Source organism: Phycicoccus sp. CSK15P-2 (assembly GCF_016888005.1).
Taxonomy (GTDB): domain Bacteria; phylum Actinomycetota; class Actinomycetes; order Actinomycetales; family Dermatophilaceae; genus Phycicoccus.
Map to the genome: position 1 here is coordinate 60,538 of NZ_JAFDVE010000004.1, position 15,594 is coordinate 76,131.

The 15,594-nt window shown below is 73.5% G+C and carries 15 protein-coding genes and 1 pseudogene; 8 read left to right on the forward strand and 8 right to left on the reverse strand.

What is annotated here, in order from left to right; all coding sequences use genetic code 11:
* Nucleotides 1-54 precede the first annotated feature (54 nt).
* Genes JQN72_RS03155 through JQN72_RS03165 form a run of 3 tightly spaced genes read right to left on the reverse strand, consistent with a single transcriptional unit; the run spans nt 55 to nt 3,123 of the window.
* A complete protein-coding gene (locus JQN72_RS03155; protein ID WP_204133714.1) occupies nt 55-1,542 on the reverse strand; it encodes a cell wall metabolism sensor histidine kinase WalK in 1,488 nt (495 codons plus the stop codon).
* Nucleotides 1,542-2,255, reverse strand: a complete 714-nt coding sequence (locus tag JQN72_RS03160; RefSeq protein ID WP_204133715.1) for a response regulator transcription factor — start codon at nt 2,253-2,255, stop codon at nt 1,542-1,544. The genes JQN72_RS03155 and JQN72_RS03160 overlap by 1 nt, the downstream gene beginning before the upstream one ends.
* Before the next feature lie 58 nt (nt 2,256-2,313).
* A complete protein-coding gene (locus JQN72_RS03165; protein ID WP_204133716.1) occupies nt 2,314-3,123 on the reverse strand; it encodes a hypothetical protein in 810 nt (269 codons plus the stop codon).
* 111 nt (nt 3,124-3,234) lie between these two features.
* Between JQN72_RS03165 and JQN72_RS03170 the strand changes: the two genes are divergently transcribed.
* Complete coding sequence (locus JQN72_RS03170) at nt 3,235-4,173, forward strand: hydroxymethylglutaryl-CoA lyase (RefSeq protein ID WP_204133717.1); 939 nt, start codon at nt 3,235-3,237, stop codon at nt 4,171-4,173.
* 15 nt (nt 4,174-4,188) lie between these two features.
* Here JQN72_RS03170 and JQN72_RS03175 read toward each other — a convergent pair whose 3' ends face one another.
* The gene (locus tag JQN72_RS03175) at nt 4,189-5,502 is read right to left on the reverse strand and encodes an MFS transporter (protein WP_204133718.1); all 1,314 of its coding nucleotides are present in this window, start codon (nt 5,500-5,502) and stop codon (nt 4,189-4,191) included.
* A gap of 172 nt (nt 5,503-5,674) precedes the next feature.
* Between JQN72_RS03175 and JQN72_RS18775 the strand changes: the two genes are divergently transcribed.
* Both JQN72_RS18775 and JQN72_RS03185 read left to right on the forward strand, forming a co-directional pair.
* Nucleotides 5,675-6,073 carry a cold-shock protein gene (locus JQN72_RS18775; protein WP_204133719.1) on the forward strand — a complete coding sequence of 133 codons (399 nt, stop codon included), beginning with the start codon at nt 5,675-5,677 and terminating at the stop codon, nt 6,071-6,073.
* Nucleotides 6,073-6,819 carry a DUF3027 domain-containing protein gene (locus JQN72_RS03185; RefSeq protein WP_204133720.1) on the forward strand — a complete coding sequence of 249 codons (747 nt, stop codon included), beginning with the start codon at nt 6,073-6,075 and terminating at the stop codon, nt 6,817-6,819. The genes JQN72_RS18775 and JQN72_RS03185 overlap by 1 nt, the downstream gene beginning before the upstream one ends.
* Before the next feature lie 30 nt (nt 6,820-6,849).
* Here JQN72_RS03185 and JQN72_RS03190 read toward each other — a convergent pair whose 3' ends face one another.
* On the reverse strand, nt 6,850-7,113 hold the full coding sequence (locus tag JQN72_RS03190) for a DUF2530 domain-containing protein (RefSeq protein WP_204133721.1): 264 nt from the start codon (nt 7,111-7,113) through the stop codon (nt 6,850-6,852).
* Between the two features lie 74 nt (nt 7,114-7,187).
* Here JQN72_RS03190 and JQN72_RS03195 point away from each other — a divergent pair, with 74 nt between their 5' ends.
* From JQN72_RS03195 to JQN72_RS03205, 3 genes are all read left to right on the forward strand, one after another.
* Nucleotides 7,188-8,690 (forward strand): NCS2 family permease, encoded by a 1,503-nt coding sequence (locus JQN72_RS03195; RefSeq protein ID WP_204133722.1) that lies wholly within the window; start codon nt 7,188-7,190, stop codon nt 8,688-8,690.
* Nucleotides 8,691-8,904: 214 nt separating this feature from the next.
* The gene (locus JQN72_RS03200; protein ID WP_204133723.1) at nt 8,905-9,348 is read left to right on the forward strand and encodes a MarR family winged helix-turn-helix transcriptional regulator; all 444 of its coding nucleotides are present in this window, start codon (nt 8,905-8,907) and stop codon (nt 9,346-9,348) included.
* A complete protein-coding gene (locus tag JQN72_RS03205) occupies nt 9,345-10,652 on the forward strand; it encodes an MFS transporter (protein ID WP_204133724.1) in 1,308 nt (435 codons plus the stop codon). The genes JQN72_RS03200 and JQN72_RS03205 overlap by 4 nt, the downstream gene beginning before the upstream one ends.
* Before the next feature lie 192 nt (nt 10,653-10,844).
* Here the strand turns inward: JQN72_RS03205 and serC are convergent.
* Nucleotides 10,845-11,936 (reverse strand): annotated as a pseudogene (serC, locus tag JQN72_RS03210) (phosphoserine transaminase); the annotation flags it as partial.
* A 289-nt stretch (nt 11,937-12,225) separates the two neighbouring features.
* On the opposite strand from serC, the gene JQN72_RS03215 reads away from it, so the two are divergent.
* Together JQN72_RS03215 and JQN72_RS03220 are read left to right on the forward strand one after the other, a co-directional pair.
* Nucleotides 12,226-12,519, forward strand: a complete 294-nt coding sequence (locus JQN72_RS03215) for a hypothetical protein (RefSeq protein WP_204133725.1) — start codon at nt 12,226-12,228, stop codon at nt 12,517-12,519.
* Between the two features lie 121 nt (nt 12,520-12,640).
* Entirely contained in the window at nt 12,641-13,480 is an 840-nt protein-coding gene (locus JQN72_RS03220) for a nucleoside-diphosphate sugar epimerase (protein WP_204133726.1), read from the forward strand.
* A gap of 24 nt (nt 13,481-13,504) precedes the next feature.
* On the opposite strand, the gene JQN72_RS03225 is transcribed toward JQN72_RS03220, so the two are convergent.
* Entirely contained in the window at nt 13,505-14,617 is a 1,113-nt protein-coding gene (locus tag JQN72_RS03225; RefSeq protein ID WP_204133727.1) for a citrate synthase 2, read from the reverse strand.
* 75 nt (nt 14,618-14,692) lie between these two features.
* Nucleotides 14,693-15,586 carry an NYN domain-containing protein gene (locus JQN72_RS18165; RefSeq protein ID WP_239100037.1) on the reverse strand — a complete coding sequence of 298 codons (894 nt, stop codon included), beginning with the start codon at nt 15,584-15,586 and terminating at the stop codon, nt 14,693-14,695.
* Nucleotides 15,587-15,594: the final 8 nt, after the last annotated feature.

Here is a 15,594-nt window from a genome sequence, read left to right on the forward strand (position 1 = left end):
CTCCTTCGGCTGGACTACGCCCTACTCAACGCGGTCGAGGTGGACACCGGCTGTTCAGTGGCTGGGAGCGGGCTGTGCGAACCGGACGACGAAGGTCGCACCGCCCCCGGGGGTCGGAGCGACGCCGACCCGGCCGTGGTGCGCCGCGACGATGGCGGCGACGATGGCCAGGCCCAGCCCGCTGCCCCCGCTGCCGCGACCTCGGGACGGGTCGACCCGGAAGAACCGCTCGAAGACCTTCGCCGCGATCTCCGGGGGGACCCCGTCGCCGTGGTCGCGCACCTCCAGAGCCGTGCCGTCGGCGTCCTTCCCCACGGCCACCTCGACGGGTGTGCCCTCCGGCGTGTGCCGCAGGGCGTTGGCGACGAGGTTGGTGACGACCTGACGCAGCCGGGGCTCCGAGCCGCTCAGCACGGTGGGCTCGACCGCCCCGGTCAGGCCGACGAGCGCGATGCGCCGCTCCGGGGCCCGGGCCCGGGCGTCGGCGACGGCGTCCGCCGCGAGGACGGTGAGGTCGACGTCGGTCGTCTCCTCCTCGGGCTCCTCGTCGAGCCGGGCCAGCATGAGCAGGTCCTCGACGAGGACGCTCATCCGCCCGGACTCGGCCTCGATGCGCGCCATCGCCGACCCGACGTCCGCCGGGTCGCGGACTGCCCCCTGGCGGTACAGCTCGGCGTAGCCCTGCACCGTCGCCAGGGGTGTGCGCAGCTCGTGGGAGGCGTCGGCGACGAACTGCCGCATCCGCTCCTCGCTCGCCTCCCGGACCGCGAAGGAGGACTCGACCCGCGCGAGCATCCGGTTGAGGCTGCGCGAGAGCGAGGTGACCTCGTCGTCGGCCGTGCGCACCGGGACCCGCTGGGTGAGGTCGCCCGCCGCGATGCCCGCCGCGGTGTCCTCGATCCTGCGCAGCGGCCGGAAGGCCCGGCGCACGGCGAAGTGCCCGAGGACGAGGGACAGCACGAGCGCCAGCGTGCCGAGCAGCGCGGTCGAGGCCAGGAGCCGGGTCACCGTGTGCGAGACCGTCTCGAGCGGCACGCCGACGGCGACGACGGCGTCCGCGTCGGCGACGGGGGCGGCGACGAAGCGCCACCGGATGCGCGAGTTCTCGGACCCGACGGTGAACGGGTCCTGGGTGCGGACCCGGGAGTCGTCGCGGGTCAGCACCGGCACCGCGGGGCGGGCGCTCTGGCCCGTGGGCGACCGGGAGATCGTCCCGGCCGGGCTCTGCAGGACGAACGCGTAGCTCGTGGGCAGCGGGTCGCCCTGCGAGCGCAGGTCGTCCAGCGCCTGGTTCGCGACGGGGGTGAGCACGCTGCGCAGCTCGGTGTCGATGCGGGCGTCGAGGTCGCTCTTGAGGAGGTAGGCCGTGACCACGCTCGTGGAGACCAGGGCCGCACCGACCAGCACGCCGACGATGAGGAGCAGCCGGGTCCGCAGCGGGACGGCCTCGAGCTGCCGAACCGTGCCGGCGACGACTCCGGGGCGGGTCGGCGCGGGACCGGCGGCCTCCGGCCCGACGGGAGGCGCCGACGTCGCCGCCATCAGGTGGACGGGGGCAGCCGCAGGACGTACCCGACGCCGCGCTTGGTGTGGATGAGCGACGGCAGGCCGTCGGTGTCGAGCTTGCGTCGCAGGTAGGAGATGTAGGACTCGACGATGCCGGACTCCCCGCGGAAGTCGTAGTCCCAGACGTGGTCGAGGATCTGCGCCTTGGAGAGCACCCGGTTCGGGTTGAGCATGAGATAGCGAAGGAGCTTGAACTCGGTGGGGCTGGTCTCGACGACCCGGCCCGCCCGGCGGACCTCGTGGGACTCCTCGTCGAGCTCGAGGTCCTCGAAGACGAGGACGTGACGGTCCTCGTCGGACTCGCCGCGGGTCCGACGCAGGACGGCGCGGATACGGGCGACGACCTCCTCGAGGCTGAACGGCTTGGTCACGTAGTCGTCGCCGCCGACCGTGAGCCCCTTGATCTTGTCGTCGACCGAGTCGCGGGCCGTGACGAAGACGATCGGCAGCTGCCGTCCCTGGTCGCGCAGCCTCCGGGTGACGGTGAAGCCGTCCATGTCCGGGAGCATGACGTCGAGGACGCACAGGTCGGGGTCGTGGTCGCCCGCGACTCGGATGGCCTCCGACCCGTTCGCGGCGGTGGCGACGTCGAAGCCGGCGTAGCGCAGCGACGTCGCGAGGAGCTCACGGATGTTGGGCTCGTCCTCGACGACGAGGAGGCGGGCCTCGGGGGACTCGGTGGCGGTCACCGCCCTATTCTCGGGCCGAAGCCTGGGAGTTCGCTGGACGCCCCCTGTGCGGGTGCGCTCAGTAACCCTGGTCGTAGGTCTCGAAGCTGCTGCTGCCGCCTCCGTCGGCCACGATGACGAACACGACGAAGGTGACGAGGACGAGGACGTTGACGACGAGGCCGATGGTGAAGGCGATCCAGCCGTGCCGGGTGGTACGCCGCGAGCCCTCGGGGTCCGAGGACTGCTTCGTCAGGGCGACGATCCCGAAGACGAGGGCCGGGATCTGCAGCAGCCCGACGCAGAAGAAGATGAGGGCCCCGGAGACGATCGTCAGCGCGAGGGCGCTCCCGTTGGTCTGGGTCGGGGCGTATCCCACGGGTGGGGCGGCGTACGGGGAGCCACCGGGCTGGACCGGGGTTCCCTGAAGGGCGGGCGGCGGGTACCCCGCGGCGGGGCTGCCGACAGGCTGGACGGGCCCGCCGCCGTACGGCGGCTGCCCGCCGTGGGGGGTCGTGCCCGAGGAGGGGTAGGGGGTCCCGGCGCCGGGGTGGCTGCCGTAGGGGCCCTGGGCACCGGGCGCCGGGGCCGTGCCGTACCCGCCGGGCGCCGGCGGTGTGCCCTGGGGCGCCGCCGGCGGCGGCGCGCCGTAGGGAGAGCCGTACGTGGGGGACTCGTACGTCGGGGTGGAGTAGCTGGGCCCCACGTACCCCGGTGGCTCGGGGTACGTGGGGGTCGCCTGGGTCTCGTCGGTCGACACCGGCTGGGTCGGGGCGCTGCCGTACGACGGTCGGTCGGGCAACGGCGGCGGGGCCGTCGGGTCCCCGAAGGTGTCCTCGGCGGGGGCCTGGCCGTCCCGCTCGTCCCGGTCGTCGCGCTCGTCGCTCACTCTTTCGTCCCCTCGGTGGTGCCGGAAACGGCCCGGTCACCCGGTGCCGCGGTCGAGGGTAACGGTCGGTGCCCGTCTCCGTGGCAGGGTCCGGCATGTCACGATGCCGGGATGGACCGCCCGCTGCCCCAGCTCGAGCCGGACCCCTCGCTGCCGCGCCGGGTCACGGTGTACGAGGTGGGGCCTCGGGACGGACTCCAGAACGAGGCGACCGTCGTGCCACCGGCCGTCAAGGCCGAGCTCGTCCGCCGGCTCGCGGCCACCGGGCTCGGCACCGTGGAGACCACGTCCTTCGTCGACCCGCGCTGGGTGCCGCAGCTCGCGGACGCCGAGGAGGTGCTCGGCCTGCTCGGGGAGGACGGCACCGGGTCGCGGCGTCCGGTGCTAGTCCCCAACGAGTGCGGTCTCGACCGCGCGCTCGCCGCCGGGGTCGGAGCCGTCGCGGTGTTCGGCAGCGCCACCGAGACCTTCGCGCGCAAGAACCTCAACCGCTCGGTGGAGGAGTCCGTGGCCATGTTCGCGCCGGTGGTCGAGCGTGCGCGGGCCGCGGGTCTCTGGGTGCGGGCGTACGCCTCGATGTGCTTCGGCGACCCGTGGGAGGGGCCCGTCCCGGTGGAACAGGTCGTCGACGTGTGCCGGCGCCTCATGGACCTCGGCTGCGACCAGCTCTCGCTCGGCGACACGATCGGGGTCGGGACCGTCGGCCACGTCCACCGGCTGCTCGCGGCCCTCGACGCCGCCGGGATCGGCCCGGAGCGCACCGCGGTGCACTTCCACGACACCTACGGCCAGGCCCTGGCGAACACCATGGCGGCCCTGCGGGACGGGGTGACGGTCGTCGACGCCGCCGCCGGAGGGCTCGGTGGCTGCCCCTACGCGAGGTCGGCCACGGGGAACCTCGCGACCGAGGACCTCGTGTGGGCGCTCGACGGCGCGGGGGTGGAGACCGGGGTCGACCTCGACGCGCTCGTCGGGACGTCGGTGTGGATGGCCGGGCACCTCGGCCGGCCGTCGCCGTCCCGGGTCGTCAAGGCGCTCTCCGGTGGCTGACCCCCCGTCCGGCGCTCAGGTGTCGGTGACCCCGTTGACCTCCGCGGTGATGCTGCGCTCGAGCGCCAGCGCGAGCCCGGCGACCACCAGGAGGCAGCCGAGCAGCAGCGCGACGAACATCCCGCCGAGACGCCGGTCGAGCATCAGCCCCGCGACGACGGGCGCGGTGACGGCCCCCATCTGCATGGCCATGGCGGACACCGCGTTGTACCGGCCACGGTCCCGTTCGCTCGCGAGGTCGTTGACGATCGCCGGCACCGTGGGCTGGAGCAAGGTCTCGCCCAGCCCGAAGAGGGCGAGGAACAGCACGACGCCCGCGCTGGCGGCGAGGGTCCCGGAGACGACGCCGGTGGACCCCAGGAGGAGCCACGAGGCAACCCACACCCCGCCGAGCACGAGGAGCACCCGGGTGCGCCGATGGCCGTCGATGAGCCGCAGGACGAGGAACTGCATGAGCACGATCACCGCGGTGTTCGCGGCGAACGCCAGGCCGACCGTCCGGGTGGAGACCTCGCTGACCTGCCGGGCGAACGCGGGGAACCCGGTCTCCAGCTGCCCGTAGCCGGCGAAGCTCGTCAGGAAGGTCAGTGCCGTGACCCAGAGCACCGCGGGGCGGCGCAGGATGGCGAGGTACCCCGCACCGGCCGGGGAGTCGTCGGACGCCGGAACCCGCCCCGCGACCCGGCGCAGCGGTCCGAGGAGCAGGACGACCGGGACGAGCAGGCACACCGCGTCGGCGAGGAAGACGGCGGTGAACGTGCCCGGGCGGTCGACGTCGGCGACGAACCCGCCGATCACCCCGCCGACGCCGATCCCGAGGTTGACGAGCGCGAAGTTGACACCGAAGTACTGCACCCGCAGCCGGCCGCCGACGATGCTCGCGATCATCGCGCTGGAGGCCGGCCGGCCGGCGCCGAAGCTGACCCCGAGGAGGCCCAGCGCGACGGCGAGCACCGGGACGCTGGAGGCGAAGGCGATGACGGTCACCCCGAGGACCTGCGCGAGCAGCCCTGCGACCACGACGCGGCGGGCGCCGAGCCGGTCGGTGAGGATGCCGACGGGTGCGGTGACGACCACCGCGACGACCCCGATGAGCGCCATCAGCGCGCCTGCGACGTCGAGCGGGACGCCTCTGACCTCGTGGATGTAGATGACGGTGAACGGCAGGGTCAGCCCCCGCCCGAGCGTGGAGATCGCGATCGTGGAGAGCAGCCATCGCCCCGCCGGCGGAAGAGCCGCCCAGAAGGCGCGCAGGGTGAGGCGCCGGGGCTGGGAGGGCGTTCCGGGAGGAGGCTCGCGCGGTGGCGGGGCCTCGACGGTGTCGGACACCGGCCCAGACTCGCACGCGCCGCCGACGAGCGCGCACGCGGTGCTGTCGCGGAGCCGGTACGGCGGCCCGGTCGCTGTCGGAACCGGGCAGCGCAGGGCGGACCGGAGCGGCTAGCCTTGAGCGTCGGTGCCCGCCGGGTGCCGTGCAGCACGACGACGGATGAGGTGGACCGTGCCGAGTGGCAAGGTGAAGTTCTTCGACGCCGAGAAGGGCTTCGGTTTCGTGGCCGGCGACGCCGGTGAGGGTGACGTCTTCGTCCCCGCATCGGCCCTGCCGGAGGGGGTGACCGGCCTCAAGGGCGGCCAGCGCATCGAGTTCAGCATCGCGGAGGGCCGCCGTGGCGCGCAGGCGATGGCCGTCCGGCTCCTCGACCCCGCGCCGTCGGTCTCGACCAACCGCAAGGTCCGCGACCGCAAGCCCGCGGACGAGATGGTCGTCATCGTCGAGGACGTCATCAAGCTCCTCGACGACGTCTCCGAGTCGCTGCGTCGCGGGCACTACCCCGACAAGGCGCACGGCGCCAAGCTCGCCCAGGTCCTGCGCGCCGTCGCCGGCGACCTCGAGGCCTGATGGCCGCCGCAACCGCCCTCCGCCCCGACGCCACGCTGCGCGGGGGTGCCGAGGCCGCCCGTGCGGCGGCTGCCGAGGTCGCCGGCCCCGACGCCGTCGGGGACCACCTCGGGATGGAGATGGTCGAGGAGCGCCTCGGCACGCACTACTTCGCCGCCGCGGTGGCCGCCTACCGCGGCTGGCGCTGGGCCGTCTCGGTGGCCCGGGTGCCGCGATCGAAGACCGTCACGGTCTGCGAGGTCGACCTCGTGCCGGGCGACGGCGCGCTGCTCTCCCCGGAGTGGGTGCCCTACGCCTCCCGGCTCGCCCCGGGCGACCTCGGCCCCGGCGACGTCACGCCGTTCGTCGAGGACGACCCGCTGCTCGAACCCGGCTTCGAGGCCACCGGCGACGAGGACGTCGACGCCGTGGCCCTCTGGGAGCTGGGCCTCGGCCGGCCGCGCGTGCTGTCCGCGGAGGGTCGCGACGCCGCCGCACAGCGCTGGTACGACGGCGAGCACGGGCCCGCCGCGCCGCTCGCCACCAAGGCGGCCGAGGCCTGCGCCACGTGCGGGTTCTTCCTCCCCATGGCCGGCGCGCTCCGGACGGTCTTCGGGGTCTGCGCCAACGCGTGGTCCCCCTCGGACGGCTCGGTCGTCAGCCTCGACCACGGCTGTGGTGCGCACTCCGAGGTCGACGTCGAGGCGCCTGCCCCCGAGAAGGTGTCCGCGCCGATCCTCGACGACGACGCGCTCGACGTCTCCTGAGCGGGGCGGCCGCGCGGTCGCCCGGCCTGGTCATGCGGCGCCGGCGTTGCCCCTGCCGCGCCGCACGTACCACCAGGCGAACACGCCCAGGGCGATGCCCGTGACGCAGGTCCACGGCCACCAGGACCGCTCGCCGGTGTGCAGAGCCGGAACGGCCAGCGTGACAAGGAGGGCGAGGGCCCACAGGCCGGTGCCGACGAGGGCGAGCGTCCGGGTGGGCACGGTGGGCGGCTCGACGGGCGCGGCGTCCCCGAGGGCCGGTGGCCGCGGCGGGGCAGGGCTGTCGTCGGTCACGCCGTCAGCCTATCCAGTGGGACCGTAACGCTCTGGAAACGCACGGCCCTCGGGGTCCCACTACCCTGCGGCTCATGGCGAAGACCACCACCCCGGCCCGTGACACGACCCGCGCCCCGGGCGGCGCGCTCGAGCGGTTCTTCCACATCTCCGAACGCGGCTCGACGGTCGGCCGCGAGGTACGTGGTGGGTTCGCGACGTTCTTCACGATGGCCTACATCGTCGTCCTCAACCCGCTCATCCTCGGGTTCGTCCAGGACGCCGACGGGAGGTTCCTCGGCGGTGGTGACGCACCGAACCTGCCGGCCATCGCGGCCGGTACGGCGCTCGTCGCCGGGGTCCTCACGATCCTCATGGGGGTCGTCGCGAACTACCCGCTCGCCCTGGCGACGGGCCTCGGTCTCAACGCTTTCGTCGCGTACGCCATCGCGAGCCGGATGACCTGGGCGGACGCGATGGGGCTCGTCGTCCTCGAGGGCGTCATCATCCTCGTGCTCGTCCTCACCGGCTTCCGGCAGGCCGTCTTCCACGCCGTCCCGGCCCAGCTCAAGGTGGCCATCTCGGTCGGGATCGGCCTGTTCATCGCGCTCATCGGCCTGGTCGACGCGGGGTTCGTGCGGAGGACGGGTACCGGCCCGGTACCGGTGGAGCTCGGCGTCGGCGGACAGCTGGCCGGGTGGCCCTCCCTCGTCTTCGCTCTCGGGCTGGTCCTCGTCGTCGCCCTCTGGGTGCGCCGGGTGAAGGGCGCCATCATCATCTCGATCCTCACGATGACGGTCGTCGCGTTCGTCGTCGAGGCCGTCGCCGAGGTCGGGCCCACCGTCACGGGCGTCGACGCCGACGGCGAGAACATCGTCAACCCGACCGGGTGGAACCTCAACGTGCCGGCCTGGCCGGACGAGATCGCGTCGGTGAGCTTCGGGACGCTCGGCGAGTTCAGCCTGCTCGGCTCCTTCTCGCGGGTCGGGGTCGTCGCCGCCGTGCTGCTCGTGTTCACGCTGATGCTCGCCGACTTCTTCGACACGATGGGGACGATGACGGCGATCGGCGCCGAGGCCGGCCTGCTCGACGAGGAGGGCAACCCGCCGAACACCCAGCGCATCCTCGTCGTGGACTCCGTGGCCGCGGCCGCCGGTGGCGCGGCGGGCGTCTCGTCGAACACGTCCTACATCGAGTCGGCGTCCGGCGTGGGCGAGGGGGCGCGCACCGGTCTGGCGTCGGTCGTCACCGGGCTGCTGTTCCTCGTGGCGGTCGTCTTCGCGCCGCTCGTGCAGGTCATCCCGAACGAGGCCGCCGTACCGGCGCTCGTGCTCGTCGGCTTCCTCATGATGCAGCAGGTCACCCAGATCTCCTGGGACGACCTCGAGATCGCCATCCCGGCCTTCCTCACGATCATCCTCATGCCCTTCACGTACTCGATCACCGTGGGCATCGGCGCCGGGTTCGTGGCCTTCGTGCTCATCAAGGTGGTGCGGGGCAAGGCCGGCCAGGTGCACCCGATGATGTGGGTCACGGCCGCGCTGTTCGTCGTGTACTTCTTCATCGAGCCGATCACCTCCGTCGCCTCCGGGGGCTGACCCCGCGCCTCGCCGCGAGTGGACGGCACGCGCCGGCCCCCAGACGGCGGGCGCACACCCCATGAGGGATGGGCGCGCATCCGGTGCCCCGGCGGCGGGCGCGCACCCCGTGAGCGATGGGCGCTCATGAGGCGTGCGGTGGGCGGGACGGAATAGTTAGCAGACGTAATGAGTTGTGCTAACGACCGACCGCCCACCGAAGCCTGGAGCCCCCATGTCCGCCTCCGCCCCGACGCTCACCCGCGCCCAGAAGGACCGCCTCACGAGCGACCTGCGCATGGCGTGCATGCGGATCTCGCGGCGGGCCCGGTTCGAGAGCACGGCCGACGTCGCGCCGCACCAGTTCTCCATCCTCGCCCGGCTCGAGGACGGCCCGAGCACTCCCAAGGAGCTCGCCGACATCGAGCGGGTGTCCGCACCGAGCATGACGCGCACGGTGGCTGGGCTCGTCGACCGAGGACTGGTCGACCGGGCCGACGACCCGCAGGACGGCCGGCAGGTCATCCTCTCGCTCACCGCGGACGGTCGCCGGGCGATCAAGGAGACCCGACGCCGCCGGGACCTCTGGCTCGCGACCCGGCTCGAGCACCTCACCGACGCCGAGCGTGCCCTCCTCGTCGAGGCCACCGCCCTGCTCGAACGGGTGGCCGCCGAATGAGCCCGACCTTCACATCGCTCGAGGTCCGCAACTACCGCCTGTGGTTCGTCGGCGGTCTCGTGTCGAACATCGGCACGTGGATGGGCCGGGTCGGCCAGGACTGGCTCGTCCTCACCGTGCTCACCGCGGGCTCGGCGACGGCGCTCGGCGTCGTCACCGGGTTGCAGTTCCTGCCCTTCCTCCTGCTCGCGCCGTGGGCCGGGCTCGTCGCCGACCGGTTCTCGCGCCGACGCATCCTCGTCGTCACCCAGAGCATGCTGGCCCTCACCAGCCTCGTGCTCGGCGTCCTCGCCGTCACCGGCGCCGCGCGGCTGTGGCACGTCTACGCCATCGCCCTGGTCCAAGGCGTGACGACCGCCATCGACAACCCGGCCCGACAGGCGTTCGTCTCCGAGATGGTGCCCGCCGACAAGCTGGCCAACGCCGTCGCGCTGAACTCGGCCTCGTTCAACACCGGGCGGCTCGTGGGGCCCGGGCTCGCCGGGCTCGTCATCCACTGGTGGGGCACCGGTGAGGCGCTGCTGCTCAACACCCTGACCTTCGTGTTCGTCCTCGGCGCGCTCGGGATGCTCACGGTCTCCGAGCTGCGCTCACCGTCCCGGGCCCGGGCGCGCGGCGGCATCCGCGAGGGGTTCGCCTACGTACGGCACCGCCGCGACATCCAGCTGGTCCTCGTGCTCGTCTTCGTGTTCGGCACGTTCGGGATGAACTTCCAGATCACGATGGCCCTCATGGCGACGCAGGTCTTCGACAAGGGGGCCGGCGAGTTCGGGCTGCTCGGCTCGGTCATGGCGGTGGGGTCGCTGTCGGCGGCGCTGCTGTCGGCCCGACGGAAGCAGCCCCGGCTGCGCGTGCTGCTCCTCTCGCTCGTCGGGTTCACGGTGTTCTCCGCGCTGTCCGCGGCGGCACCCACGTACTGGACGTTCGCCGCGTCCCTCGTCCCGGTCGGCCTGACCGCCCTCACGGCGCTGACCACGGCCAACGCGATGGTGCAGACTCGGGTCGCACCGGAGATGCGTGGCCGGGTCATGGCCCTCTACATGGCGATCTTCATGGGCGGCACACCCGTGGGGGCACCGATGGTCGGGTGGGTCGCCGAGCAGTTCGGGCCGCGCTGGACCATCGGGGTGGGGTCGGTCGCCGTCGGGCTGACGCTGGTCGCCGTGGCCGTCTGGCTCGGCCGTTCCGAGAACGTGCGGGTCAGCTACGAGTCCCAGCGGCGGCCGCGGGTCTCGGTGACGTCCGAGCCGGTCGTGCGCGACCGTCATGACGAGCACGTCCCGATGCCGGAGCCGGCCCGGTGACGCCGCTGTTCCGCCGCCGGATGACCCTCGGCGTCCTCGCGGTGCTCGTCGTCGTCGCCGTCGTGTACGCGCTCGTCGCCTGAGCGTCACCGTCCCCGACGCGCGGCGGCCCCCCCCCCCCCCGGGGGGCGGGGCGGGGCCCGGGGGGGGGGGGGGGGGGCCGCGGCGCCCCCCCCCCCGCGCGGGACCCCCCAAGAGCTTGCTCACGTCGTCGGGCTCGACGGCCGGGAAGCACGCGACCCGCAGCTGGTTGCGGCCGAGCTTGCGGTACGGCTCGACGTCGACGACGCCGTTGGCGCGCAACGTCTTCGCGACGGCCGAGGCGTCGACCGCGTCGTCGAAGTCGACCGTCGCGACGACCTGGCTGCGGTGGGCGGGGTCGCTGACGTACGGGCTCGTGTAGCCGGTCCGCTCGGCCCACGCGTAGAGGCGACCCGAGGAGTCCGAGGTGCGGGCGGTGGCCCAGTCGAGGCCGCCGTTGCCGTTGAGCCACTCGACCTGGGCCGCGAGCATGGCGAGGGTCGCGACGGCCGGGGTGTTGTACGTCTGGTCCTTGCGTGAGTTGTCGATCGCGGTCGGCAGGCTGAAGAAGTCGGGGACCCAGCGGCCGGTGCCGGCGATCTCCTCGACACGGGCGAGGGCCGCGGGGGAGAACAGGCCGATCCAGAGGCCGCCGTCCGATGCGAAGGACTTCTGCGGCGCGAAGTAGTAGACGTCCGCCTGGGAGACGTCGACGGGCAGGCCGCCGGCGCCGGACGTGGCGTCGATGAGCACGAGCGCGTCGTCGTCCGCACCGTCGACCCGCCGGACGTCGGTCATGACGCCGGTGGAGGTCTCGTTGTGGGCCCACGCGTAGACGTCGACGCCGGCCTCGGCCACCGGGTCGGGGCGGGTGCCCGGCTCGGAGGTGATGACGGTGGGCTCGCCGAGGAACGGCGCCTTCTTCGTGACGGACGCGAACTTGGACGAGAACTCGCCGAAGGACAGGTGCTGGGCGCGGCCGCGGACCAGACCGAACGCGGCGATGTCCCAGAACGCCGTGGACCCGCCGTTGCCGAGGACGACCTCGTAGCCGTCCGGCAGGTCGAAGAACGTGCCGAGGCCCTCGCGGACGGCCTTGACGAGGTTCTTCACCGGTGCCTGCCGGTGAGACGTCCCGAGCACCGTGCGGCCGATGGAGGAGAGCGCCTCGACCTGCGCCGGGCGGACCTTGGAGGGTCCGGACCCGAAGCGACCGTCGGCGGGCAGCAGGTCGGCGGGGATGGTGATGGGGGCGTCGCTCACGTGGGGTCTCCGTGGTCGGTCGGCCGCCGTGCGGTGCGCGCGGCGGTGGCGCGGAACGGTGGCGCCGGAGGCGGTCGGGCCGGCACCGTCGACGGCTCGACCGGGTTCCATCGTCACAGGTGCTGCCCGGATGCCGGACATCGGGTCCACCTGCTGGGCAGAGGCCATGGGGCGGGCGCCCGGGCAAACCTCGACGCGGCGGGGCGGGTGAGGTCGTCGCGGGGCGTGCGGGCGGGTCGGCGTTGCACCGTGGCGGGAGACGGAGGACCTGACGAAGGACGGAGTGTCGATGATCAGCGGTGAGGACGAGCAGTACCTCGAGGTCCGGGCGCGGGAGGCGGCGCTCCAGGAGATCCTCGACGACCTCGTCCGGACCCCACGGGACTGGACCGTCGACGGCGCGGCCGAGGAGCTGCGCGGACGGATCGAGGCCCGAGGCCTGCCGCCCCGGGCGCCGTCGTGGGTGACGGCGGCCGCCGAGGGGATCGGGCGCGGCGAGGCCTACGTCGTGTCGGCGGAGACCAAGCGCGAGGAGGACGTCCCGCCGCCCCCGCGCCACCTCGAGAACAAGGTCGTCGACTGACGACGGGTCCGTCCGGGGCCGCGGGCCACGACCGGGTCCGCCGCCGGGCCGGCGCCGTGAGACCGTCGAGGGTGGTGGGGCCGGCCGGCTCCGTCGGAGGGCGAGGTGGAGGGACAGCGCGATGACCCGGGTGCTGATCACGGGAGTCCGAGGCAAGACCGGGGTCCCGCTGGCCGGTCTGCTCACGGCACGCGGCGTCGAGGTGCGCGGGGGGAGCAGCACGCCGGAGCGCGTCGACCTCCCCGGTGTCGTACCCGTGAGCTTCTCCTGGGACGACCAGGAGGGCTGGGCGGGCGCCCTCCTGGGGGTCGACGCCGTCCAGGTCGTCCGGCCGGACCGCGCCGATGCCCCGGAGCTCGTCGGCGCTCTCGTCGACCGGGTGTCGCCGACCACGCGGGTCGTCCTGCTCTCGGAGCGGTCCGCCGACACCGAGGGTCCGGAGGGCTGGGCGATGCGGGCCGAGGCCGCCGTCACGCGGCACCCCGGCGACTGGTCGGTGCTGCGGCCGAGCTGGTTCATGCAGGTGCTCGGCGACCCCCGCTTCTTCCGGGACGTCGTGGTCGACGACCGCACGCTGCCCTTCCCCACCGGCGGCGCCGCCCTGGCGTGGATCGACGCGCGGGACATCGCGGCCGTCGCGGCGGCGGCATTGCTGGACGAGGGCCACGCGCGGGCGGTCCACGAGCTGACCGGCCCGGAGTCGCTCACGCTGGAGGAGACCGCAGCGGTCCTGTCGGCGGGCCTCGGCGGGTCGCCGGTGCAGCCGCGGGACGTGGGCGTCGACGCGGGGTTGGCGGGGCTCGACGGGTTCGAGCGCGAGTTGACGGCCCTCACCTACGACCGGGTGCGGGCCGGGGTCTTCGCTCCCGTCACGGACACGGTCGAGCGGGTCCTCGGACGTCCGGCCGGCACGCTGCGGACCTGGGTCGCCGACGCGGGGCCCGGTCTGCGCGACGCCTGAGGCCGGTGGGCCGACCGACCCTGGTCAGGCGGGGGTGCGATAGCCGGGCACGGCGGAGAGCGGGCGCTCGCCGGGGCCGACGTAGCGCGAGCTGGGCCGGATGAGCCGTCCGGTGCGCTTCTGCTCCAGGATGTGCGCCGACCACCCGGCCGTGCGCGCGCAGACGAACAGCGGCGTCATCATCTCGCCGGGCACGTCGGCGAAGTCGAGCAGCACCGCGGCCCAGAAGTCGACGTTGGTCTCCATCCGGCGCTCGGGGTACCGCTCGGCCAGCTGTGCGATGGCCGCCTTCTCGAGCTCGAGCGCCACCTCGTACCGGGGAGCGCCGAGCCGCCTGCACGTGTCGCGCAGCACGGCCGCCCGCGGGTCGTAGGCCCGGTACACGCGGTGCCCGAAGCCCATCAGCCGCTCCTTGCGGTCGAGGACGGACGTCACGTACCGCGACGCGTCACCCATCCGCTCGACGCCCTCGATCATGTGCTGCGCCCGGGACGGGGCCCCGCCGTGCAGCGGCCCGGACAGCGCCCCGATGGCGCCGGACAGGCAGGCCGCGACGTCCGCCCCGGTGGAGGCGATGACCCGCGCCGTGAAGGTCGAGGCGTTGACGCCGTGCTCGGCCGCCGAGATGAAGTAGGCGTCGATGGCCTCGACGTGCTTCGGGTCGGGCTCGCCGCGCCAGCGGATCATGAACCGCTCGGGGATCGTGCGCCCCTTGTCGACCTCGGACTGCGGCACCATCGGCTGCCCGACGCCGTGCGCCGACTGCCCGATGAACGACAGCGCCATGACCGACGCCCGAGCCAGGTTCTCGCGCGCCTCGGCGTCGTCGATGTCGAGCAACGGCTTGAACCCCCACAGCGGCGCGAGCTGCGCCACGGCCGACTGGACGTCGACCCGGATGTCCCCGGTGCGGACCGGGAGCGGGAAGGGCTCGGCCGGCGGCAGGCCGGGGTCGAGCTCTCCGTCGACGAGCAGACCCCAGACCTGGCCGAAGGAGACACGTCCGACGAGGTCCTTGATGTCGACGCCGCGGTACCGCAGCGCGCCGCCCTCCTTGTCGGGCTCGGCGATCTCGCTCTCGAAGGCGATGACCCCTTCGAGGCCCGGGGAGAAGGTCGGGTCGGACTGCGTCGTCATGCGGGGTGCCTCTCGCTCGTCGCCGATGTCGGGCGGGCCCCCATTGTGCATGCCGGGGTGTCCGGCCCGTCCGACTCAGCCCGCGTGGGGGTCGCGCACGGCCATGTCGGGGGTCCCGGGGTCGCGGATCTCGAACAGGTCGGTGGTCTCGATGAGCTTGCTCAGCTTGGCGTAGCCGTAGTTGCGCGCGTCGAACGAGGACTGGTTGGAGATGCGCTGGCCGACGGTGCCGATCTTGGCCCAGCCGGAGTCGTCGGAGGCGCTGTCGACCGCCCGGCGCAGCAGCGCGACGAGCTTGGCGTCCTGGCGTAGCTGCGAGCGCGACGCCCGTTCGGTGGGCGCCGGGTCGGTCGCGGCGGCGCTCCTCTCGGAGCCCTTGTCGGGGGTCGTGTCGGCACTCTTCTCGGCCGCCTTCGCGGTGCTCTTCCCGGCCGTCTGCGCCGCAGTCTTCCTCGTCGTCGACCGCGCCGTGCCGCCCCGCCCGCCGGAGGCCGAGCGCGAGCGGGCACCGTCCTCGTCGTCGTCGCCGCTCGGCGCCGAGAGGCGGTCGAGGACGAGGAAGCGGGTGCACGCGCTCTGGAACGGCGCCGGGGTCTTGGCGTCCCCGAACCCGTAGACCTGCACGCCGTGCTCCTTGAGGTGCATGACGAGCGGGGTGAAGTCGGCGTCGGAGGACACGATGGCGACGGCGTCCGGCTGCTGGGTGTGCAGGATCTCGACGGCGTCGACCGCCAGGGCCATGTCGCTGGCGTTCTTGCCGCGGGTGAGGTCGAACTGCTGCACCGGCCGGATGCCGTGCTCGTGGAGGATGTCGACCCATCCCTTGAGCCCGGGCTTCGTGAAGTTGCCGTACGCCCGGCGGATGGTGGTCTCGCCGATGGTCGACAGCTCGCCGAGCACGACGTCGATGCGGCGGGCGCGGGCGTTGTCGGCGTCGATGAGGAGAGCGATGCGGGCGGTGTCTGCCATCCCGCGAG